The sequence below is a fragment of the Paenibacillus sp. JQZ6Y-1 genome (genome assembly GCF_040719145.1).
In the GTDB taxonomy this organism is placed as follows: Bacteria; Bacillota; Bacilli; order Paenibacillales; family Paenibacillaceae; genus Saccharibacillus; species Saccharibacillus kandeliae.
The window spans coordinates 39380-62870 of the sequence record NZ_JBFDUZ010000004.1 but is presented as its reverse complement, the minus strand read 5'-3'; the positions used below and the strand labels follow the sequence as shown (position 1 = coordinate 62870).

Annotated in this window: 16 protein-coding genes; 8 read left to right on the top strand and 8 right to left on the bottom strand. The window is 48.5% G+C overall.

Annotated features, from left to right (window positions below; translation table 11 throughout):
* Positions 1–179: 179 nt before the first annotated feature.
* Complete coding sequence (locus tag ABXR35_RS18700) at positions 180–1130, top strand: NADP-dependent oxidoreductase (RefSeq protein WP_367063559.1); 951 nt, start codon at positions 180–182, stop codon at positions 1128–1130.
* A 210-nt stretch (positions 1131–1340) separates the two neighbouring features.
* Positions 1341–1694, top strand: coding sequence for a hypothetical protein (locus ABXR35_RS18695; RefSeq protein ID WP_367063558.1), 354 nt, complete (start codon positions 1341–1343; stop codon positions 1692–1694).
* A 176-nt stretch (positions 1695–1870) separates the two neighbouring features.
* Here ABXR35_RS18695 and ABXR35_RS18690 read toward each other — a convergent pair whose 3' ends face one another.
* The 3 genes from ABXR35_RS18690 to ABXR35_RS18680 form a co-directional block, all read right to left on the bottom strand.
* Positions 1871–2734: an SDR family oxidoreductase gene (locus ABXR35_RS18690; protein ID WP_367063557.1), complete on the bottom strand. Its 864-nt coding sequence runs from the start codon at positions 2732–2734 to the stop codon at positions 1871–1873.
* Positions 2735–2869: 135 nt separating this feature from the next.
* Positions 2870–3292 carry an Rrf2 family transcriptional regulator gene (locus ABXR35_RS18685; protein WP_367063556.1) on the bottom strand — a complete coding sequence of 141 codons (423 nt, stop codon included), beginning with the start codon at positions 3290–3292 and terminating at the stop codon, positions 2870–2872.
* 453 nt (positions 3293–3745) lie between these two features.
* A complete protein-coding gene (locus tag ABXR35_RS18680) occupies positions 3746–4414 on the bottom strand; it encodes a pyroglutamyl-peptidase I (protein WP_367063555.1) in 669 nt (222 codons plus the stop codon).
* A gap of 331 nt (positions 4415–4745) precedes the next feature.
* On the opposite strand from ABXR35_RS18680, the gene ABXR35_RS18675 reads away from it, so the two are divergent.
* From ABXR35_RS18675 to ABXR35_RS18665, 3 genes are all read left to right on the top strand, one after another.
* Positions 4746–5240 (top strand): glutathione peroxidase, encoded by a 495-nt coding sequence (locus ABXR35_RS18675; RefSeq protein ID WP_367063554.1) that lies wholly within the window; start codon positions 4746–4748, stop codon positions 5238–5240.
* Between the two features lie 89 nt (positions 5241–5329).
* Complete coding sequence (locus ABXR35_RS18670) at positions 5330–5725, top strand: rhodanese-like domain-containing protein (RefSeq protein ID WP_367063553.1); 396 nt, start codon at positions 5330–5332, stop codon at positions 5723–5725.
* Between the two features lie 542 nt (positions 5726–6267).
* Positions 6268–7878, top strand: coding sequence for an alpha-amylase (locus ABXR35_RS18665; RefSeq protein ID WP_367063552.1), 1611 nt, complete (start codon positions 6268–6270; stop codon positions 7876–7878).
* Between the two features lie 211 nt (positions 7879–8089).
* Here the strand turns inward: ABXR35_RS18665 and ABXR35_RS18660 are convergent, their stop codons facing one another.
* Complete coding sequence (locus ABXR35_RS18660) at positions 8090–9052, bottom strand: quinone oxidoreductase family protein (RefSeq protein ID WP_367063551.1); 963 nt, start codon at positions 9050–9052, stop codon at positions 8090–8092.
* Positions 9053–9369: 317 nt separating this feature from the next.
* Here ABXR35_RS18660 and ABXR35_RS18655 point away from each other — a divergent pair, with 317 nt between their 5' ends.
* Both ABXR35_RS18655 and ABXR35_RS18650 read left to right on the top strand, forming a co-directional pair.
* A complete protein-coding gene (locus ABXR35_RS18655; protein ID WP_367063550.1) occupies positions 9370–9804 on the top strand; it encodes a MarR family winged helix-turn-helix transcriptional regulator in 435 nt (144 codons plus the stop codon).
* Between the two features lie 125 nt (positions 9805–9929).
* Positions 9930–11015 carry a DNA alkylation repair protein gene (locus tag ABXR35_RS18650; protein WP_367063549.1) on the top strand — a complete coding sequence of 362 codons (1086 nt, stop codon included), beginning with the start codon at positions 9930–9932 and terminating at the stop codon, positions 11013–11015.
* 158 nt (positions 11016–11173) lie between these two features.
* Here ABXR35_RS18650 and ABXR35_RS18645 read toward each other — a convergent pair whose 3' ends face one another.
* From ABXR35_RS18645 to ABXR35_RS18635, 3 genes are all read right to left on the bottom strand, one after another.
* A complete protein-coding gene (locus ABXR35_RS18645) occupies positions 11174–11776 on the bottom strand; it encodes a nitroreductase family protein (RefSeq protein ID WP_367063548.1) in 603 nt (200 codons plus the stop codon).
* Between the two features lie 527 nt (positions 11777–12303).
* Positions 12304–15483, bottom strand: coding sequence for an S-layer homology domain-containing protein (locus ABXR35_RS18640; protein ID WP_367063547.1), 3180 nt, complete (start codon positions 15481–15483; stop codon positions 12304–12306).
* Positions 15484–15909: 426 nt separating this feature from the next.
* Complete coding sequence (locus ABXR35_RS18635) at positions 15910–20229, bottom strand: InlB B-repeat-containing protein (protein WP_367063546.1); 4320 nt, start codon at positions 20227–20229, stop codon at positions 15910–15912.
* Between the two features lie 399 nt (positions 20230–20628).
* On the opposite strand from ABXR35_RS18635, the gene ABXR35_RS18630 reads away from it, so the two are divergent.
* A complete protein-coding gene (locus ABXR35_RS18630) occupies positions 20629–21474 on the top strand; it encodes a DUF72 domain-containing protein (RefSeq protein WP_367063545.1) in 846 nt (281 codons plus the stop codon).
* Between the two features lie 194 nt (positions 21475–21668).
* Here ABXR35_RS18630 and ABXR35_RS18625 read toward each other — a convergent pair whose 3' ends face one another.
* On the bottom strand, positions 21669–23300 hold the full coding sequence (locus ABXR35_RS18625; protein WP_436669392.1) for an alkaline phosphatase: 1632 nt from the start codon (positions 23298–23300) through the stop codon (positions 21669–21671).
* Positions 23301–23491 lie beyond the last annotated feature (191 nt).

Here is a 23491-nt window from a genome sequence, read left to right as displayed (position 1 = left end):
TACTTTCCCCATAATCTACACCTGCTGTATGATTTCATGCTTGTGTCCTTCATCTGCTACTGTATTTCCGTGTGTTTGCACATGCAGGAATGGGTATGTACATAACAGTACGCTTATTTCATTAAAAGTATCTGCAATTCTAGGTGACATACACATCACGCAATCAAGGAGGAATAGACATGAAAGCAGTAGTGATTGAACAATACGGTGACGAGAATCAACTCAAACTGGCAGAGGTGCCCGATCCGAAGCCGGGTCCCAAGCAGGTTGTCATCAAGCTAAAAGCAACCTCCATCAACCCGATTGATTGGAAGCTACGCGAAGGTCATTTGAAGCAGATGATGGATTGGGAATTCCCGATCATTCTCGGCTGGGATGCCGCTGGTGTCATTACTGAGGTCGGTGATGACGTAACCGAATGGAAAATCGGCGATCAGGTCTTTGCCCGTCCAGATACAACGCGTTTTGGCACATATGCCGAATATACCGCAATCGATGACCACCTGCTCGCTCCATTGCCACCGGGTATCAGCTTTGCTGAAGCTGCTTCGATTCCACTGGCTGGATTGACCGCTTGGCAGGCGCTGTTTGATCACGGTCAGCTCAAGGAAGGCGAAAAGGTACTCATTCACGCCGGAGCAGGTGGTGTCGGTACACTCGCCATTCAACTCGCCAAGCATGCAGGGGCGCATGTCATCACAACTGCCAGCGCCAACAATGCTGAATTTTTGAAATCCCTTGGCGCAGATGAAGTGATTGACTACAAATCTACTAATTTTGCCGACGTGTTATCCGATATTGATCTCGTCTTCGATACGATGGGTGGTCAGATTCAAAAGGATAGCTTCAAGGTACTCAAAGAAGGCAGTGGTCGCCTGATCTCCATTTTGGATCAGCCCGATGAAGAACTTGCCAAGCAGCATAACGTAACGGCGAAGGCAATCTGGTTACAACCGGATGGCAAGCAGCTGCAAGAATTCGGTCAATTGCTGGAGCAACGAAAAGTGAATGCAATCGTCGGCACGGAGCTGCCGTTTTCGGAGGAAGGTCTGCGCGAAGCGCATCGTCTTAGCGCAACACACCATGCCAAAGGTAAAATTGTTATCACTTTTGAAGATGACGCGCAATAAGAGCATGTGCCTGTACTAATCACCGTAGTCTATGGTCCGTATCAATGTATAGAGAGATACAAACGCAGGATGGGACGTTCCGGGACGATGAAAAACATTGCAAAACAGTAATCTGCATACCGCCTGCGTTTACAAACTTGACGATTTTGCATACAGCCCATACGGTATAATGGCTGTAACAAATCCATGTTTTATTAAGGAAGGTGCAGTATGATGTGGCTTATTAATCCGGCAACAGCATTTCCTGATCCGCTGTTTCGTATCGTCTGGCTGCTGGAACTCGCCGTGCTGCTGGTGTTGATCATTGCCGCCATGCGGCTGACGCGCCGAGCATGGATCAGCGCTGCTATATTATTTGTGATTGGATTAGGCTCTACCTTACCGGGCTGGATTTATCAAATGGTTCACCCCGATTATATTGGAGCATTGATTGATATTCCGTTATTGTTGATGTTCCCGCTGATGGCGGTTAGTCTCGTATGGGCGGTTACCGCTTGGGTGCTGCGCTGGTGGAGTAACCGACAAGATGGCGAGCATAAGGTCAAGCCTGCTTCTCAATCCTGATCGACGACAATACGAATAGATACAAAACCGCCCCGGCGCAGGTCTATCATCACCTGCTGCCGGGGCGGTTTGTCGTTTATACAGAGCTTTGATACATACCAAGTATCCCGCATCGTCATGACCTCATCGCTGTTGTGCAATGGGATAACAGAATACTCGTCATATCTTCGTCTTCGTTATGCTTGCTCGCTCAACAGTTGACGGATTGCCTCTACGGTTGGAGTCAATGGACGACCAATCAATGTTTCAAAATCACTTGGCTCTACTGCCAGTTCACCTGCGCGAATATCGTGTTGGATGCTCACCAGCATCGGGATCAAGAAGTCCGGCAGACCAGCACCTTTCATGATCTCGGCATATGTGGCATCATCCACATGCTGTACAGGAATCTCTTTGCCCAGTGCTTCACCAGCCGCAGCAGCCAGCTCATCCTGTGTCAGCAAGGGACCCGACAATTCGTAAATGGTATTGTCGTGACCTTCACCAGTCAGCACACTTGCTGCCGCAGCAGCGTAATCGTCGCGTGTTGCCCAGCCTACTTTACCGGAGCCTGCGGACGTTACCCACGGCGCGCCAGCAGCAGAAGCTTGAATACTAGACAGTTCATTTTCCAAATACCAGTTGTTGCGCAGGAACGAATATGGAATACCTGTCGCCAGAATCGCTTCTTCGGTTGCTTTGTGTACGGGTGCAAGGAACAGTTGGCTATTTGCTGCATTGCCCACGCTCGTATAGGCGATAAAGCCAACATTGGCACGTGCAGCCGCTGCTATCGCATCGTTATGCTGACGGATGCGCGTCTCGTTATCACCGTCCGCCGAGATGATCAGCAAGCGATCCACATTGGCGAATGCCGCTTCCAGTGTTTCTGGCTTATCAAAATCACCGTAACGCACATCAATGCCCTGCTCACGCAGATGCTCTGCCTTCTCCGGGTTGCGTACGCTGACTGCCAGCTCGCTGGCTGGTACAGTTTTGAGTAATTCGTTTACGACTTTGGAGCCTAAGTGTCCTGTTGCACCTGTAATTAAAATTGTCATCTTCATATCCTCCTATAATGTGAAAATTAGGTATACGTATTGCGCGTCATAACCAAAATGGTTACAACGAATGTATAAAATAAAAGCCTTGGATAGAGGCTCTCATTTCTGTCTGTGGCTACTTGTGACTGTTTTTTATGCGTTGACGAATTGGCTGCTCAGCTGTGCCAGTGTCGTGCGGGCAAGACGCTGTTCCATTGCCGTTTGCGCTTCGCGCAGTTCTTGCTGAAGCACCTGCTCAATATTGCGTCCTACTGGACAAGCAATACTGGAATGATCATGAATGCCGAATAGTTGATTCTCCTCGGTCACATGCACGGCACGGTAAATGTCGAGCAAGGTAATCTGCTCCGGCTGTTGCAGCAGATAGGCTCCGCCGATGCCAGCGCGCACCTCGATCAGCCCTGCCTTTTTCAGCATGCCCATAATCCGGCGAATCACAACCGGGTTCGTATTCACACTTGCGGCGATAAAGTCGCCCGTGCATTCCAATGGACACAGATGAATCAGCGACAGCGTGTGTACCGCCATAGAGAAGCGTGTACTAATTTGTTTCATTTTGTATCACCACCGTTGTAACCAGTATAGTTACATCATAGACAAAAGTCAATCGTTTTACGCATCCTACTTTTGCGTGTACTCTTACGCCTTCGTTTCACTACATTTCATTGTCTGTACTTTCATCACTTTACTCCACTATCTGCGCTCTATTGCCTATCTATTCATGCCTTTGCTCCACTATTTGCGTTCCATTCCTTCCCTTCGACGCCTTCACTCTACGATCTCTGATACATTCCCCGCACTTTACTTCTTGCTCTGCATAGCTGTCATCTACAACAATTCCTACCAAAAAATGCAATCAACAGAAAAACAGTTTGCTGTCCATCGTCAGCAAACTGTTCCTTATCATCAATCGATTATTCGTCATTGCATGATCTATCTGGAATAGGTAGTTCCGTTTTCTGTAGTTCCCATGTTCCTGTCCGTCGCTCCACGCTACAAACTCATCTCTCACAGCGATGCCGCAGAGTCCAGTTCTTGCGCGTCATGCTGCAATTTCTCCGCCGTTGTACGGATGATCAGCATCAGCGCACGAGTCATCAGATCCATCGGCAGCGACGGCATCGTTGGCTTGTGCAGCGCCATTTGGGTAGAAGCTGGGAAATGAACGAATCCGGCACGCACGCCTGGATGATGCTGTTGCAGATAATCCAGCACGCCATACATCGTATTGTTGCAAATAAAGGTTCCTGCCGTATTGGATACCATCGCCGGAATGCCATTTTCGAGCAGACGACAAGTCATCTCGCGAATTGGCAAGGTGGAGAAAATACCATCCGGTCCATTTTCGCGAATCGGCACATCCTGCGGCCTCGCATTCAGATTATCGGCATACTCAGCGCCCGGCTCGACATTCTTCACATTGACAGCGATTCGTTCCAAACTGACCGCCGTTCGTCCAGCCGCCAATCCGCACATAATAATAGCATCCGGCTGAAACTCCTCCGCTGCACGAATCATCAATTCCACGCATTCATCATAATGTACCGGTAACAGCAGCGTCCGCAGTTCTACCTGAATATCCGCAAAGGAATGATCCTCGACCGCCTCAAGCAAGTACTCCGTCGGGTTGATAGGAAGTCCACCAAACGGCTCAAATCCGGATATCAGTATTCTCATTGTCTCTACCTCCCAGTTGGATGAATACAACGTTTGAAACCACATTCCCCATTTTGAATCAACAATACGTAAATAAAAAAAGCGAATACGATAAAGCAATATATTCTACCTTTATAAATATATTACCTCTGCTTTACAATTCGGGACAATGGGCATATATTCCTGTCAAGGAATAACAAATTTTTCAAATGCCGTTTGGAGATGGGGCGGTACGGTTTATGAAGATTGGATGGAGGTCAAAGATTGATTTGACATTCCGCAGTGGAACAGTATAATTAAATTATGTTTTATCAAATATAATTTTACAAAATGAAAGTGAGGAGATTATATAATGTCTGTGCATGATTATTCTGCCCTGACAATCGACAAACAGGAACAATCGTTATCCGATTACAAAGGAAAAACACTGTTGATTGTGAATACCGCGAGTGGCTGCGGCCTGACTCCTCAGTATGAAGGATTGCAAAAACTTTACGATACGTATAAAGATTCCGACTTTGAAATACTGGGCTTCCCTTGCAACCAGTTCAAAGGACAGGAACCCGGCAGCGAAGCCGAAATTAAGGACTTCTGCCAAGTGAACTACAATGTAAGCTTCCCGCTATTTGCCAAAGTTGATGTCAAAGGCGACGATGCTCACCCGCTGTACCGCTATCTGGTAGATGCAGCACCTGAGCCATCCCGCACGGGCGATATTGAATGGAACTTTGCGAAGTTTCTGGTGGATCGCGACGGCAAGGTTGTGAAGCAATACCCTTCCCGCCTCGAACCTTCGGAAATCGAAGCTGATCTGCAAAAAGTACTCGCTGGCGAAGCCATTTCCTGACGATATTTCCCAGATTAAGGGTAAATATAAAAGGATGCACTTTACGAAATTCCCAATATAACAACCACAATTCAGGAGGATGATGAACCATGGCATTGACATTTACAGATATGGTAACGCAAGCAAGAAACAACGTACCGGGCGTAACTTCCCAAGAAGCACGCGAGAAAATCAACGCAAACCCAGACACGTTCGTTATTGACGTACAAGATGCCAAAGACGCTGGCGCATGTGGTCTGATCCCAAGCAGCGCGAACATCTCCCTTGGTATGCTGCCTATCCGTGCCGATCTTGGTCTGCCGGAAGAACTGCGTGACGAGCGTCTGAGCGATCGCAATCGTCCAATCCTCGTAACATGTGGCGCAGGTGGTCAAGCGGCACTGGGCGCATACGCGCTGAAGCTGATGGGCTTCACCGATGTAGCTTACATCGATGGCGGTACAGCAGCATGGAAACAAGCTGGCTTTGACGTAGAAGAAGCGTAAGTATTCCCCTATACTTGCGTGCGATAATTGCAACACCGCATATCCTTGTGATTACCCCTTTATACCCCAAAGCGTGATCATACTATGTAACCCTCGGAGCATGTCTCCGGGGGTTTTTGTTTGTCTATCGCTTGTGTTTGTTTATCGTGTACGCCCGCCTCTAAGCTATGCGGCTCATTCATCATCCGTACCGCTATCTGCAAACATGTAAGCCTTTTTATAAAAAGATTCCATCTTTATTTTCTGAAATTGGTTGTTATGTGCATTATATGTACCAACAAATATGTTTAGCTCCGATAACTAAATGGGTAATGTTCTTCACAGCCGCGTGCCGCTGCGACAGATGTGTATGATGAGCATAAGACTCTCCGTATCTGGCCTGATCGGCAGGTCGTTTGCTTGCATGCAGGAGGGTCATATTCGTATGGCTCTCGTTTGAATGACCAAACGCTGGAGGTCGCAATTGATTTTGCGCTGTTACAATCGCTCAGTATGAAGCCTCACGTTTGGAATTCACCATCGCTAGAAAGGGAGATGTATACATGAATCGCAATGTGACAATGATGCAATTTTTTGAGTGGCATGTGGAGGCTGACGGTTCACACTGGAAACGGCTGCAGGATCTGGCACCTGAACTGAAGCGCGCAGGGATCGGTACGCTATGGATTCCACCAGTAACCAAAGGCAATTCGCCGGAGGATACAGGATATGGCGTGTATGATCTATACGATCTGGGCGAATTTGACCAAAAAGGCTCGGTTGGCACCAAATACGGAACCAAAAAAGAGCTGCTGGATGCGATTGCCGTCTGTCATCGTCTCGGTCTGAACGTTTATATCGATCTGGTCATGAACCACAAAGCTGGTGCAGACGAAACCGAGGTATTCAAGGTGGTCGAGGTCGATCCGAACAACCGTACCGAGGAAATCTCGGATGAACCGTTTGAGATCGAGGGCTGGACCAAATTTACATTCCCCGGACGTGGTGATACCTATTCGCCGATGCAATGGAACTACCACCACTTCAACGGAACCGACTTTGATAACCGCGAAGGACGAAATGGTATTTTCCGCATTGCCGACGGGGACAAACAATGGAATGAAAATGTCGATAACGAATTTGGCAACTACGATTACCTGATGTTTGCCAATATTGATTACAATATGCCAGAAGTACGCGAGGAAATGGTCAACTGGGGCAAATGGATGATCGATACGACTCGCTGCGATGGCTTCCGTCTGGATGCGATTAAGCACATTAACTATGAGTTTGTACGCGAATTTGTGAATGAGATGATCAACAAACGCGGACAAGATTTCTATATCGTGGGCGAGTTCTGGAATCCAGAGCTGGCAGCTTCGCAGGAGTTCCTCGATACCGTCGATTACAAAATCGATCTGTTCGACGTCTCCCTGCACTACAAGCTGCATGCAGCATCCACATCGGGCAGTGCATTCGATCTGTCCACGATCTTCAACGATACACTGGTACAGACGCACCCAACACATGCCGTTACCTTCGTCGACAACCATGACTCCCAGCCGGATGAAGCGCTGGAATCGTGGATTGAAGATTGGTTTAAACCACTGGCATACAGCCTTGTTTTGCTGCGTCAGGATGGGTATCCTTGCGTCTTCTATGGCGATTACTTCGGCATCGGCGGCGAGAACCCAGTACCGGACAAGAAGGATATGCTGAACTGCCTGCTGTATGCGCGTTACCACAAATCCTATGGCGAGCAGGATGATTATTTTGACCATCCGAACACCATTGGCTGGGTACGCCGAGGCAGTGAAGATATTGAGCGTTCCGGCTGTGCGGTCGTGATGACCAACGGTGAGGAAGGCGAGAAACGCATGTTTGTCGGTGAAGAACGTGCTGGACAGATTTGGATCGACCTGACTGGCAACCGTCGTCATCATGTGCAGATTGAAGAAGATGGCTGGGCGAACTTCCCAGTTAACGGCGGCAGTGTGTCCGTCTGGACATTGCCGGAAACCGATCTGACCGAGGATGAGGTTGAGGGTTACTACGAATCCGGTCAGCCTTGTCTGGCTCTGCCGGAAGAAGGCATTTTGGAAGAGGGTTCTGACTTGCTGAATATCGAAGCAGCAGAACCAGTTGAAGAAGACAAAGAAGCGGACAAAGAGTAAGCATCCGCTGATCTTTGGACACTCCTTTCATCTTTGGATGATCCTTCTAGCTTCTAGACAGCAACATCCCACTAGCATTCACTCTGTAAACAAAACCGGTCGCCGGAAGCGATTCTCCTACGAGAATGCAGCTTCTAGCGACCGGTTTTTTTATATAACATGTCTTATCGTCGACTCATGAAATGAATAGGTACATCTGCTTCATACCAACTTACATAGGAACGAATACGATACGTTTCTGAGGATCAGTAGGTGCAGTCCAGACTTCCTCCACATCGGACAATGGACAAGCTTGCGTTGGAATGTGCAGTGTCCCAGATGCTATGCAGTCAATCAATGCCGGAAATTCCGCCAGATAACCAGCAGTTGTGATGGAACCTTGCCCACTTCCCAATAAGCGAACATTGGCAGATCGTAGCGCAGCGGAAGGAATCTGTGCATGGGCGCCTGCCATGGAGCCGATCTGAATCCAATCCAGCGCACGGCTACGATCTTGACGGCGGGTCAATAGGGGCATAATCGCTTGTTCTGTCGGTGCTCCCCACAGATAGTCAATCACGACATCCACTTCCGACGCCGCTTCACCTAGACGTTCCGCCACTTCAGCCGGCTCCCCTTCTAGCGATACGATCGTGTCAGCACCTAGCTTCGTTAGTCCATCCAATCGCTCTCGATTGCGTCCAGCGCCAATCACCTGATCCGCTCCGAGTAGCTTGGCGATTTGTACCGCCATCTGTCCCGAATTACCAGTCGCCCCCATCACCAGTACCCGACTGCCCGGACGAAAATCGATACGACTGCGCAGTGCCACCCAAGACGACATCGCAGGATTCATCGCTGCCGCAATATGCACAGGATCGGCATCTTCTGGAACGACCACGCTGCGGCGTATGTCGATAATCGTACGTTCCGCCATCGAGCCAAGTACATCATCTTCCATCGCAAAATAAATCTTACGTCCATCCTCCAATCTGCCTACGCCATCGACACCCGGAATCAGTGGCAATTGCCCCATGCTGGTATAATGCGAACCCTCTGCCTGAGAGCGAACCCGCTGATGCAATCCAGCGGCAAGTACATCCACATACGCTTCATACGGTTGCTGCACGCTACGAAGTTCAAAATGGTCATATTGTGGCGGTTTGCCAAAATCATATACAACTGCTGCTTTCATTCCAATCTCCTCCATATTGAATAGAATGATTTACTTAGATTCTATTTTTGCTTATCCATCTATTTAGTTAGTTACACAAACTATTTTAGTTTGTCATACCAACAAATTAGTTGTTGGGTATAATATAGTTTGTGACACAAACAAAGTCAATAAAAAGTTTGTACCGCGTACTACATTGTTTTTCTATGCTATACTACACACATCCATATCTGCACATATACGATCACCGATAAACATCTTCAATTCTTTTCGGCAATCGTCATCATACAGAGTTCCAACTTCATCATTACATTTTGCTATTACAGGAGTGAATAAATATGCACTATAATATGTCACCACAACCGAGTGAGACGCCGTTAGTGGATCATTTGGTTCAGCTTACATATTTGATTCAAAGTATTCTGCTAGAGGCAGGTACTGAGCATGATTTGTCCTTTGTACAGATTCGTCTGCTCGGTATATTGCGTGATCGTGAACCGGGTATGCAGGAACTGGCGCATCATCTGAATCTGGATAAATCCAGTGTGACCGGGCTGATCAATCGTGCCGAGCGCCGTGGACTCGTAGAACGCGTTGCTTCGTCCACTGACCGGAGAAGCTTCTCTGTTCGTCTCACTGACAGCGGACTGCATATTGTTCATACGGTCGGAAGTGAGATTGAGCAGCGGATCGACAAAGCCGCCGAACGACTCACACAACAAGAACGAGCGCAATTGATCAAGATTGCTGCCAAAATGATCCACCGTACATGATATTTGGCATATCGGTGTCATGCTGTACGTACAGCATGACTTCTTTTTTGCCAATGGTGACGGCAGTTGTCACCATTGTCCGTTAATCTGATAATGTACATAGCAAGCGACGGGAGTGAGTGTGAATGGAGACATTCAAGGAACGGTATAGCGAGCATTTTTTGCAGCGATTTGTAGAGATTGTGAATGAGCATACAGATGATTTTGACGAGAAGGTATTCCATGAACAGGTGTATCGCAGCGATTGGACAGAACTAGCATTCAAGCAGCGCATTCGGCGGATTAGCGAAGCGCTGACGGCTGCTCTGCCGCTGCCGTATGAGCAGGCAGTACAGCTGTTGATGCAGATTGCGCCACATTGCCGAGGCGTAGAGTATTTATTTTTCCCAGACTATGTGGAGCTGAACGGATTGGAGCAGGTGGAATGCTCCATGAAGGCGCTTGAAGTGTTGACCATGTATTCTAGCGCGGAGTTTGCAGTGCGTCCATTCATCGTGCAGGACCCCGCTGGAATGCTACAACAGATGAAGATCTGGGCGCAGGACGATAACGAGCATATCCGACGGTTAGCAAGCGAAGGCTTCCGTCCGCGCTTACCGTGGTCGTTTCAGCTCAAACAATTTATGAACGATCCAGAGCCGACCCTTGCTGTGCTGGAGCAGCTCAAGCAGGATTCGTCACTGTATGTGCGCAAAAGTGTCGCTAATCATCTGAACGACATCGCCAAGGATCACCCGGAGCGGATCGCGGAGATTGCTCGCCAGTGGTATGGGCAGCATCCGTATACGGACTGGATCGTCAAGCATGGCTGCCGAACGCTGCTCAAGCAGGATCATCCGCAGGTGATGGAGCTGTTCGGTTACATTGCCAATGAGGCGGTCCGTATCAGCGATTTGGAGATCAGTGCGCAGCAGGTAGCAATTGGCGGCGAGATCGACATTTCCTTTGTGCTGCATAATGAGGATACATCCGCTCAACATGTACGCATCGATTATGAAATGCAGTTTATGAAAGCAAACGGGCAGCAGGCGCCCAAGCGGTTCCGCTGGGTATCACGCAACTTTGCCCCCGGGCATCATCCTATGCGCAAAAAGCATTCGTTTAAGCTGATTACGACGCGAAAATATTACGCAGGAACGCATCATATTCATCTGTATGTAAATGGCGTGCAGGTGGGCGAGGTTTCCTTTGAGGTAATCGATGCACCGTAATCGCTAAACGAAAAACAACCTTCACCCTCACCGTTATCGGTGAATGTGAAGGTTGTTTTGTATGTCCTTGTATGCAGCGCATGGCATCTCCCTGTATCTGTCGATACGATTTGTCGAGGTCGCTCTCGCTGATACGGTACGGATGGTTCACTTGTGTATTAGCGCAGTGTACGGATACGCTCTTCCAGCGGCTTGAACTCTTTGTCACCCGCAGGTGCAGTCGGCTTACCAAACGGCATCTGAGCGATCAGGGTCCAGCTTTCTGGAATATCCCATTCTGCTTTGATTTTCTCGTCGATCAGCGGGTTGTAATGCTGTAGCGATGCGCCATAGCCTTCCGCTTCCAGCAGCGTCCAGATCAGATACTGGTGCATTCCGTTTGCTTGCTGCGACCATACCGGGAATTTATCCTGATAGGCTTGGAACTGATCCTGCATACCGCGGATTACTGCTTCATCCTCGAAGAACAGGATCGTTCCATACCCGGCTTTGAAGCTGTCCATTTTTTGCTGTGTTGGCTCAAAGCTGTCGGCTGGTACGATTTCTTTTAAAATATTCGTGGTGTAGTCCCACAGCTGATCATGCTTCTCACCCAACAGGATGATGATGCGCGCTGTCTGGGAGTTAAATGCGGATGGGGTGTGCAGCACAACCTGCTCCACAATTTCTTGAATTCGCTCATCCGATGTAACGGCTTCCTTGCTGATGCCATAGATACTTCTTCGTTTCTTCATCGCCTCAAAGATTGCTTCTGTACTCATTGTCATTAGCCCTCCTCTAGATAAAGACTGCATTCAAGATGTCTTACATGTCTATTTAACCAGAGTTGCTATAAAAAAATCAGTAACTTGGGTGGGGATGCAAACTTATCTGCTTGGAGTTTATCCACGTTGAGAAGGAATAAGCGGGCGGACTCAGTGGAGCCGCGGGAATCTACGGATTAGGAATTCATTGTAGATTCCCACGCTCAAAAGCTGTAAGATATTTTGCTTTGCAAAAATCACTTTTCATTGAACCACGTGTTAGAAGATCGCTAACACTGTAAATCATCCTTTCCCCTTAGTTCCTTCTCTCCGTTCCGCATTGCTCGCAGACACAAGCGTTGCCATGCCTGCCAGTGCATTGGGTCAGGGTAAAACAAGAGCGACTTTTCCCTTTAATTGAATTGGGAAAAGTCGCCTTTGTATTGTGCATTTTTTTATTTTTGTAGCTGGGTGTGTGGTATAGGATGTGTAGTTGTTTATTTTGTCACGTTTACTTTCGTACACGTATCACATATGGATCTACATTATTTCGTGGATTGGGCAACTGCCAGTTCGATGAATCGTTCGACTACGGCTGCGGCTTCTGCACGGGTTGCGGTTTGTTTTGGCGCAAACAGGGTGGCGCTGCGACCGTTGATGATGTCGTTTTGATCAAAGAATTGTACGGCAGGTTTTGCCCATGCTGCCATGCTGCCTGCATCGGTGTATGTCAGCTGGTGATCTGGATCGATTGTATTGTTCATCTGCATAAACGATGCAAAACGGTACAGCAGCGCTGCCATTTCTTCGCGTGTAATGTTGCGATTCGGGTCAAACGATGTTGCACTCATGCCTTGGATGATGCCATGTTGCGCCGCCCAGTTGACGTAGGTGCCGTACCAGCTATTCGCGGATACGTCTTTGAAGGTATTCGCACCACTTACACTCAGGCTGCCATAGCTGCGCTCATACAGTCGTCCAATGATTGCAGCAAACATAGCGCGTGTCATCGCTTGGTTCGGTGTAAATTGGTCATTACCAGTACCGAGGAAAATGTCACGATCTGCGACAAAGCTTACTGGGGCGACTGCCCAATGTCCGCTTAGATCTGAGAAAGAATGTGCATTCGATTGGAACAATACCTCTTTGCCTGCTGGCGCGATATATTTCATCGTTCCATTGATCAATGCTGCGAAGCCGATCCATACTTTTTTGTTACCGTTCATATAATACGGCAAGCCTTCACTCTTTGGTGAAGTATTACTAGCGACTGGAGCAAATGTAACGTTGACCGTATGAGCTGCGGTCACATTGGTAAACGTATACGTGCTGACAACACCGATACGTTTGCCGTCAATCTGTACATCCGTAATGGTGTAGCCTTGATTCGGTGTAAAGGTGAACGTCTGATTGCTGCCTTTTGGTACGCTTGGCAGGCTGGACGGGCTAATTGATCCGCCCGCAGAAGGTGTCACAGTGATCGGATAAGAAGCACCTGTCGTAAAGCTGCTTCCTCCCCCTCCTCCACCGTTGCTAACGACGGGTGTCGTTGTTTTCGCGCCTGAAGCGATAGCGTAGGTTGAGAAGTTTTGCGACCAGATCACGACCTCGTTATTGGTTGGATTCAGCATATAGCCTTCTTGATTGGGAGAAATGGTGCTATACGGCAGAGCTGTCAGCTGCTGCGCCACTCCATTGTGATAGCGATAGATGATTACATTGCTTTGACCTGTTGAATCGTAAGGTACTACGATCTGTAGCAAGCTGCCTACGGTCGGAATCGTTGTGGTTGATGATACATTGGCTGCTGTTGTTCTGATTTTGAATAACGTCATATCCAGATACAGATGGATGGTCTGTCCACTGGCAAGCGTCTGTAGGGCTGCTATGCCTTCGGCGTTCGTCGCATCCTTCTTCTCGACCGCAAGCGCGATATTTACCTTACCGCCGTCATTGATCAGCTGCTGATCGGCTGGCAGGAAGCTGAATTGTGTATCCTGAAACAGATTGTTTAATCCGCCCACGGTCACTTTCGGTGTATCGCCGCCATTGATTTGTACCTGACTATTCGTATTGCCTGCTGACAAAACGAATATATTGTCACCAACCTGATAATCCTTATCGTTAATTGTGATCAAATAGGTGACGATACGATCGCCCTTGGTCACCGTCAAGTTGTACGTTCCATTGCTAATGCCGGATAGGGAAAAGGTACCGTAGGCATCCGTTGTCACTGACGTTCCGATGGCTACTTTGCCTTGATACAATTGGACATTCGCATAGGTGACTGCCACCACTGTCGTTCCACTCGATTCCACCACAGTTCCATTCACTTTATATGTGGTAGCAGGGTTATTTGGTGTTGTTGGTGTTGTTGGTGTTGTTGGTGTTGTTGGTGTTGTTGGTGTTGTCGGCGTTGTTGGAGTAGAAGCAGTAAATGTAAGCTGTGTTGCTTCACTTGCTAATGCTGTCGGAAGAAATGTTGCTGCATATCGTACCATCACCGTATGCGCACCACTCAACTGTGGCGGGTTGCTTGGCGAATAAGACAACCATTTCGCTCCGTCTATGGACAACTGCATAGCGCTAGTAACGCCGATTATCGTATCCAGTGTATCATCTGCCGTTACGCTGGGCACCGCTGGACGCGACGGAATCGTGATCAATTGAGGCGTACTGTCTAACGACACTCCATCAGTGCCTTTCTTCACAACGCTCAGATTGGAACCGATCCAATTGCCTTGTAGAGCAATCGTACCGTTAGCATCTGCGGTATACGTGTCTCCGTTTACCGTATACGTCGCATCAGGAACAAAGCTGATAAGCCTTTCATTCATTGGATTCAAGAATGCCGCAGGCGTATCTTCTTTACTTAAAAAAGAAAGCTGGTACAGATATGCTGTGGAGCCTGATAACGACTGTGTTTTGGGTGGATTCAATGTAACCAATGTTCCTGTTTTCGCAAAATCAGTAATTTTGTGAGTGCTGGAGTCAGTATAGGAATCTGAGGTAAAGTAGCCTCCGGTCACACTCCAATACTTGGTGCTCAATGCAGATGCACTATAGATCATCGCGGAAGCTAGATTTCTCGTACCGATATATCCACCGGAGATGCTACCATATACATTTGTCGTAGCAGCAATCCCTTCCGAACTGCCTGTATTAGCGCTGCCGTAAACCATACCACCGCTAATATCAAAGTGTGCACCAGATTCATACGCAAATATTCCTTGTCCATCACCAAGCAGTGAACCGGATTTCAAATGAAGCATACCGGAGGAAGCGATATTCACAGCAGAACCTACGCTATTGTTGCTATTTTGTAACTGAACCGAGCCTGCTTGCCCTGTGCTACTATCCTGAATAGTCAGCATACCTGAGCTGATTTGAATCGTCGCGCCATCGCCACCATCCAGCATCCCTGCTGGAGCCTGACGAATCAGATTGTATCCATTCAGATCAAATGTCACGTTTACGGCTGGGTTGTTATACACAATGGCACTGCCGGACGTGCTAATCGTAATATCCCTTAATAATCGAATCGTATCTCCGTCACTCGCTGAATTGAAAGCAGTTTGAAGATCACTATAGTCTGTTTGTGTATCTACATTAAATGCGACCGCAACAGGCAGTGCATATGCTTGATGCAGTGGTATTAACCCTATCATCAACAGAATCACTAAACTCATCATAGCTATCCGATTCCCGATTTTGCCTTGCTTCATCTTATCGCCTCCGCCTACAATTATGAATCCGTTCTCTGTTTGCCTCATGTTCCGGTCGATCTGTGCCGTTTCCACCGCATGGGCATCTACCCTTTTGACTAATACAGTCTGGTTCCTTATTTGGATCTAATTTGTAGTCTCGTGCGTCCCTTCATCTCTAGAGCGATCGAGCAATCAAACTATATAAATAATCGGTTGTTTGACGTACTTTCATAATAGAAAGCCAGAGTGTATATTCACCATCCCGTATACAGATCATGAGTTGTTGACCCTACTCATATGCCGCCGATCAACCAGCGATAGATTCCCTGCAGCTAGATGATATAAAATCAGCGACTATCTCTAGAGATAGCCGCTGATTTCGGTACATTATCTTGTTACTATAGACAGGAATTGAGTCTCATTTTACATCTCATTCCCAGCTCACTATTGATGTGCGCGCATCAGCACCTGTGCTGCTTCCGCGCGTGTGGTTACTGCGGATGGATCAAAGTCTCCGTTCGTGCGTCCATTCATCCATCCAGCTTGCTGCATGTAAGCCGCCGCTTCGTTTGCCCACGTTGGGATCGTTGCTGCATCGGCGAACGTCACATGAGCCGTCGTACCCGTCAATCCCAGCGCACGACTAACCATAACCGCCATCTCTGCGCGTGTAATGGATGCGTTCGGGCGGAAGCCGCCATCGGCATTGCCCTTCACCCAGCCCAGCGCACTTGCTGTCGCGATATCATCACGTGCCCATGCACCAATCTGACTACTATCTGTAAATGCTGGCAGATCGGTGCTTCCAGCTGACGTTGCTGGCTTCAGCATCCGAATCAGCATTACGGTAAACTCAGCGCGTGTCACCTGTCCCCCCGGATGGAAGGTACCATCCGCATAGCCCTTCACAATACCAAGCGCTGCGGCTTCGCGAATACTCTCTGCTGCCCAGTGATTGCTAATATCGCTAAAGGTAGTCGATACCGGAGTTGGAGTCGTATCGCTATCGCCACCTGTAGATGGTGTAGTCGGCGTCGTTGTCGTTACTGGAACAGCCATAACGGTAAAGCGTGTAAAGTGATTCACACTCGCGCTAATCGTGTTACCGCTGACGGTACTACCCTCCACCATCGTCCACGGTGTATCCGCCTCTGTCTGATAAAAGACAGCCAGCTTCTCATCGCTACGAAGGGTAGATGGATCAAAGCTCAACGTCAGCTTCACCGGAATCTTGAACGTACCCTGCGTGTTTTTGAGGAATTCATAGACTGGGCTTACCACACGCTGATCGCTACCAAGCCCAGTTGGCGGTGTCGTCATCATACTTGCCTTAATTTCCAGTGCTTGATCGGCTGCGCCTGCTGGAACTTGCAGCCATACACCAGAACCGATGCGAAGCTCGCCCGCTTGCCCTGCCGGAATAGTCACTTGTGCTTGTGTGGTATTGATATTGGTATTGCTGGAAGTTGATCCTCCACTTCTGCCATTTCCACTACTGGATTCAGAGATTTGGTTCCAACCCGCATACAGCGTCACATCCGAGGTCACGGTAACCTTGGCAAAGTCAAAACGCTGACTTCGGGCGCTATCACTGTACCAGCCGTTAAATGTGTACCCGCTGCGTGTTGGATCAGTCGGACGTGACAACGTCGCACCTTCATTTACCGTCTGATTCGGTACTGTCGTTCCGCCATCCACATCGAAGGTTACCGTATGAACCGTGATCGTCCATTTGGCATACAATGTCAGATCGGCAGTCACTCGGTCCGTTGCAAAATCAAACGATTGGGTATGTGCCGCATCCGTATACCAGCCTGCAAAGGTATAGCCTGCGCGCTGTGGATCAGCCGGACGCGATAGACGATCACCATAAGCAACCTTCTGCCCAGCGATCGTTGTCCCTCCATCTGTATCGAAGGTAATCTGCTGGACGCGAACCGCCCACTTGGCATACAGAATTACATTCGATACAATCGGCTGGCTAAAATCAAAGGGCAGATTGTGCCGTGAGTCGGCAAACCAACCTGCAAATATGGAACCAGCATCATCCGCTGTCGGTGCATTTGGTATCGTCAGCAAATCTCCATAGCCGATATACACATCCCGAACAACCGAGCCACCATACGTATCAAAGCTCACCGTATACTGATTGCGTTCCCAACCTGCATACAGCTGTATATCGCTACGAATGACTGATGATGCAAAATCAAACCGTTGCTGCAAGCCAGCATCACCATACCAGCCGGTAAAGGTATATCCAGTACGTGTCGGCTGCTGCGGATCGAATAATGGACTGCCGTAATCCAGCCGTTGGTCGCTCACCGCTGTACCACCGTTACTGTTAAACACAGCAGTATATTGATTGACCGACCAGCCTGCATACACTGTAATCGGAGTCATAATGACCGTCTGGAAGTCAAATGGCTGCGTATGCACCGCATCCGTATACCAGCCTGTAAAGGTATGCCCGGCTTGTACCGGATCAGCCGGACGTGTAATCAGCGTACCGTATGGTATCGTCTGATTCGGCATATTCGCTCCGCTGTAAACGTTGAATGTGACCGTATACGATTGTAGTACCCAACCTGCATACAGCTGGATATTTGCCGTTACAGGTGTAGCTGTAAAATCAAACTGCTGGGTATGTGCGGCATCACGATACCAACCGTTAAACGTATAGCCCGTACGTGTCGGTGCAGGCGGCTCGCTAAGAAGCGTATTGTAACTAATCGCACGATCGGCTACCGCTGTTCCGCCCCCACTATCAAAGCTAACGGTGTACTGATTAATATTCCAGCCTGCATACAGCTGTAGGTCTGCTGTGATAACTCTATTCGTAAAGTCGAACAGCTGCGTATGTGCAGCATCGCTGTACCAGCCGTTGAACGAGTAGCCTGTAAGCGTAGGTGGAGTTGGAGGACTCACCAGTGAGCCATAGTTCACGGTCACAGGTGCGATTGCTGTTCCCCCATCAGTGTTAAAGCTGATCACATACTGATTCATACTCCAGCCCGCGTACAGCTGCGTACTCGCCGTTACTGCTGTATTGGCAAAATCAAACGGTTGCGTTAGCTCTGCATCACGATACCAGCCGGTAAACGTATAGCCCGTCCGTGTTGGTTTAGCCGGCTCAACACTAACGTCGCCGTAATACAGATTTTGTGTAGCTACGCTCGTTCCGCCATTACTGTTAAAGGAAAGCAAACGCGGCGCATAATAGCTGAATGTGATCGTGGAGCTATTGTTAGCTGTGTCCGTAACGATCAAGGTATAATTCCCTTCCTGACTGATTGACCCTCCGCTTGTAAATGCCATACCATTCAGCTTAGCTGTACCCTCGTTAAACGAAATGGTAGGTGGTACGGTGTAACGTCCACCGTTCGTCACACCGCTTACCACGGGTGGTGTGGAATCAAGGGTAAACGTGATCTGTTGGGAACCATAAGTATTCGTTGCCAGTAGCGTATAGCTACCGTCTGCAGTGATCGGCGTTCCACTTGTAAAGGGTTGACCATTGAGCGTTGCTAGACCGCTGCTGATTACAGGCGTTACTGGCTGATTGTATACTCCGCCATCACTCACACCTGTTATTACCGGAGGCTTCGGCGATTCTACATGAATCGAGATCGTTGAATACCCTTGGGCAAATCCGGTAGCATTATACGTCCGAATAGTAAAATGATCTGCACCTACATAATCCGCTTGCGCTGTATAGGTCAAACCACCACCTGTATCGACAACGGTTCCATGCTGTGGCTGTGTACGAATAGATACTCCTGTTCCATTTGAAGAAGACAGCAAATCGGCTTTGCTATAGTCTTTTGTACCACCTGAACCAACTGTAGCTATTTCACTTGTACCTGCTAGAGAGGAAGGTACAGCGCCCGAGGAATCTCTACTCGGAAACACTCCATGCATAAACGTATAATAATAAAAGGAGTAGGGATTGCTCGTCAGATTGGGCAGATTAAAGTTCCGCATACCATCTCCACCAAATGTATTACCAATGAGGGCAAATAACGCCTGATTCGAAGCGATCGGAAGCGTACGTCCATCTGTCGCAGATGCTGTTGTCTGCATAGGCACAACAAATGGGATCGTTTCCCCTAGAAATTCATTTCCTGTTCCATCCTCGATATTTCTTCCCTGTTGATTGGAGTTGCTAGAGGATAGAGCGATAGCAAAAAATGGCCGCTGTCCCGGCAAAGGATTACTAATATTAGGTAATGTGAAGGTTGAACCGTCACCGCTATCCGATTGCGAACCAAGTATACTATAAAGCAAAGGAAACTGTGACTTTGACAGTGAGGAACCATCGAGGCGCGCCCAGCCATTTGGAGCATAGCCATATGGAAATAAACGTACTTCCCCTGCTAGCGCATCAATACTGTTATCGATACTAGCAACGCCATCACCTCGTGAAGGGTATATTCCGTTTAATGCGATATAATAGCCCATACCATCAGGAATCGACAATGAAGTTAGATTAGGCAATGCAAAGGTCGTTCTTCCATCTCCACCATACTGCGTTCCAAGTAGAGCAAATAAAGCTTGATTCTGCGAGATGGTTAATGTCTGACCCGCTGCAAATACCCAGCCACTTGGTGCATAATTATATGGAAATAGCTGAATTTCTCCTATGTATGGCTCAATAGCGGCTGCATGGGCTGATCGCGTCGTGTTTGACCCTGTCGATAACGTGGCAAATACCAGTACAAACACCAGCGCGATTTTCCAACTGGCACGATAGGCATTAGAAATCACTGATCTAGCTCCCCCTTTTATTTTATTTGTATGTCCTCATGTTAGATGCAGTTTATCCGATCGTCCGTATCAACATGCGGGTTTCCACGATACATAACACGATTCTATATTACCTAGTTTACTGTATGAACCATTAAAAAAGTATAGTTCACATCTAGCTATACAGCTTATTTTTTGCATATTTATACATGGATCATGAAAAGAATCATGTTGCCTTCGTGTCTGCCATAATCATATCCTGCTTGATTCCATGATATGCAGATTTCGGATAGCATGACTGAGGGTCTGAGCTTGTTAAGCATGTATTCGGATACAGCAGATTGGTTTAATACACTGTACGTATGAAAGTCAGGCGGAGACGGTGATTCGAACGAAGCCGCCATGAAGGAGAGATGACCTATGATTGAGATCGGTCTGACCGGCTTTGGCGATCACCCAGAGCTGTACGGCAAGATCAAGGCGCCAGAGCGACTGCCTACTTATAGCCAGCATTTTCCGATTGTCGAAATTGACAGTTCCTTTTACGCGGTACAACCGGTGAAAAATGTAACCAAATGGGTGGAGCAAACACCGGATCATTTTGGTTTTGTGTTCAAAGCATATCAGGGCATGACCGGACATTTGCGCGGTAAAAAGAATTATTTTGATACCAAGGAAGAGATGTTCGAGGCATTTCATGTATCCCTGCAACCTGCTATTGATGCTGGTAAGCTGCGAATGGCGCTGTTTCAATACCCGCCATGGTTTGACTGCAACCGTGATAATGTGGAGACGCTGCGCGAAACGCGCGAGCTAATGAAGGATATTCCGTGCGCGCTCGAATTCCGCAATCAGTCGTGGTATATGCCGGAGTTCCGCGAGCGTACATTGGAATTTATGCGTAAGGAAGATTGGATTCATACGATTGTCGATGAGCCGCAAGCGGGTTCAGGATCGATTCCGATTGTAGCGGCTGCCACCTCGCGGCAAGCAACCTATGTGCGGATGCACGGCCGCAATGTGGACGGCTGGCATAAGAGCAGCCATCCTGATTGGCGCAAGCTACGCTACCTGTACAACTACAGTACCGAAGAGCTAACCGAATGGCGCGACCGACTGCTGGCGTTGCAGGATCAGAGCGAGCATATCTATGTGGTCTTTAACAATAATTCAGCTGGCGATGCTACACCGAATGCGAAGGAATTGATTGGTATGCTGGCGGATAAGAATGTGCTGTCTGAGAAGCATGATGTGGGGAGTTCCTAAAGAGCTATCAATGGCTGATCGTCTTCATAGGATGGTCAATTGTGCTAGCATTTCGTTTCGCAAAAGCGTACGTTTATATGTACAAAAAAGTCACTTCCTGTTTAGAGGGAAGTGACTTTTTGTTCTATTCTTACAGCTTTAACCGCCCCTTTAGTCGCAACAGTTCAAGGTGGCTCCTTAGAATCTGTTGGAACTTAGGACAACAGATCAATCGCAGATTGTGGGACAAATACCTGCTCGCCGTTGTACACCACATTGCCGTTTAGTCTTACCATTTTGTCATTCAAGGTCACAGTGCTTTTGAATACAGGCAGGCGCAGGGTATCGTCGCCTTTGGTTACAACCAGCACTGGATTTTTCTCATCGCTCTTATCCCAGCTGACGCTTGCGCCGCGGCTCGTGAAGGCTTGCTCTGCTGGCACGAACAATTCCTTGGTCGTTTCGTCCAGATTCACGCCGAGTGCAGCTTCCATATAGCGTGCAATGTCGCTATTTTCCACCAGACCGCTCAGTTGCTTGCCGCCCGGTGCGTACGAGTACAGCACCACATCGCCGCCGGTATGCCCGCCGCTTGTCCAGCCGATATGGGCGCGCTTGCTGATGATCGGACCTACCGCGTAGTTCATGCTGCCGGATTTGGCAGCTTTGATCGCTGCAATCTCGTCAGCAGTCAGATCGGTAATGCCGAAGTTGTCGCTCATGACCTGCTCAATATTGCTGCGGTCGCTATTGAACAGCTTTTCCAATCCTTCGCCAGTGACTTTCGCCTTTTTCAGTGGCTCGATAAAGGTAGAAAGTGGCAGTTCATCGTATGTGGTCGTCGTATCACGGTCGCCAATTGTCAGACCGCCGTTATGGTGATCTGTGGAAGCGATCACGAGTGTATTCTGATCTTCCTTGGCAAAAGCGAGCGCTTCGGCAACCGCTTTGTCAAAGGCGTTCACATCGCTGATAATGCCGATCGGATCGTTGGCATGTGCTGCCCAATCGACTTTGCTGCCTTCCACCATCAGGAAAAATCCATCCTCATCCTTAGATAACACGTCAATCGCCTTTGCCGTCATTTCCGCCAGACTTGGCTGCTTTACTGGATCGCGATCCATATCGTATGCCATCGCTTTATCGGCGAACATCCCCCATATCTTACCTGTGTTAGCGGCTTTTAGCTCAGCCGTATTGGTCACAACATTGTAGCCAAGACTGTGGATGTCACCGATCAGATCTTCGCCATCCTTACGCCCAGCAGCTGTAAAATACTGTGCGCCGCCGCCCAGCACCACATCGATACCGGCATACACCTGTTGCTCGCTCAGTGCATCATAATTGCTGCGATCCGGGTAATGCGCGCTGAATGCCGCAGGTGTTGCGTGCATAATCTCTGATGTGGCAATAATGCCAGTCGATTTGTTTGCCAGCTTGGCTGCTTCCAGAATGTTGGCAACCGGCTTCTTCTGATCGCCTGCTGCAATGGCGCTCAAGCCCGGCATCGTATTTTGATCCGGCAACACACCGACATAGCCGGTATGCGATTTATGCCCTGTTGCAAAAGCTGTGCCTGCTGGTGCAGAGTCCGCAATCGCCGCATCTGCGGAATACGTGCGCACCAAGCCGCTCGCCATCTCATCCAGTGCCAGCATCTCGCCGCCGTTGTACCAACGCGCCAGTGCCGTTGCATCCTGCGCCATACCGTCAGGAATGAGCATGATTACATTTTTCGCCTTAATCTCCGGCTGCTGCTTGGCTGCTGCCGCTCCCGTACCTGCTGTAATGCCGAATAGCAGCGCTGCGGTCATGACGCCCGCCACCGTGGGTGCCGCTTTTTGCATACCGCGCTCGATCATGTTTGTCCAATCCATCCTTCATCTCTCCTTTATGTGTAGGCATGATGAATATCCGAATGACCTCGCATATTCTATGTAAATTCCGCTTTGCCGAGATTCATCGTACCAGCCAACAATCAACGCTATGTACGGTGAAATAGGGGCAAAATGTAAAAAAAGAGCCGTTTTGTCAACGT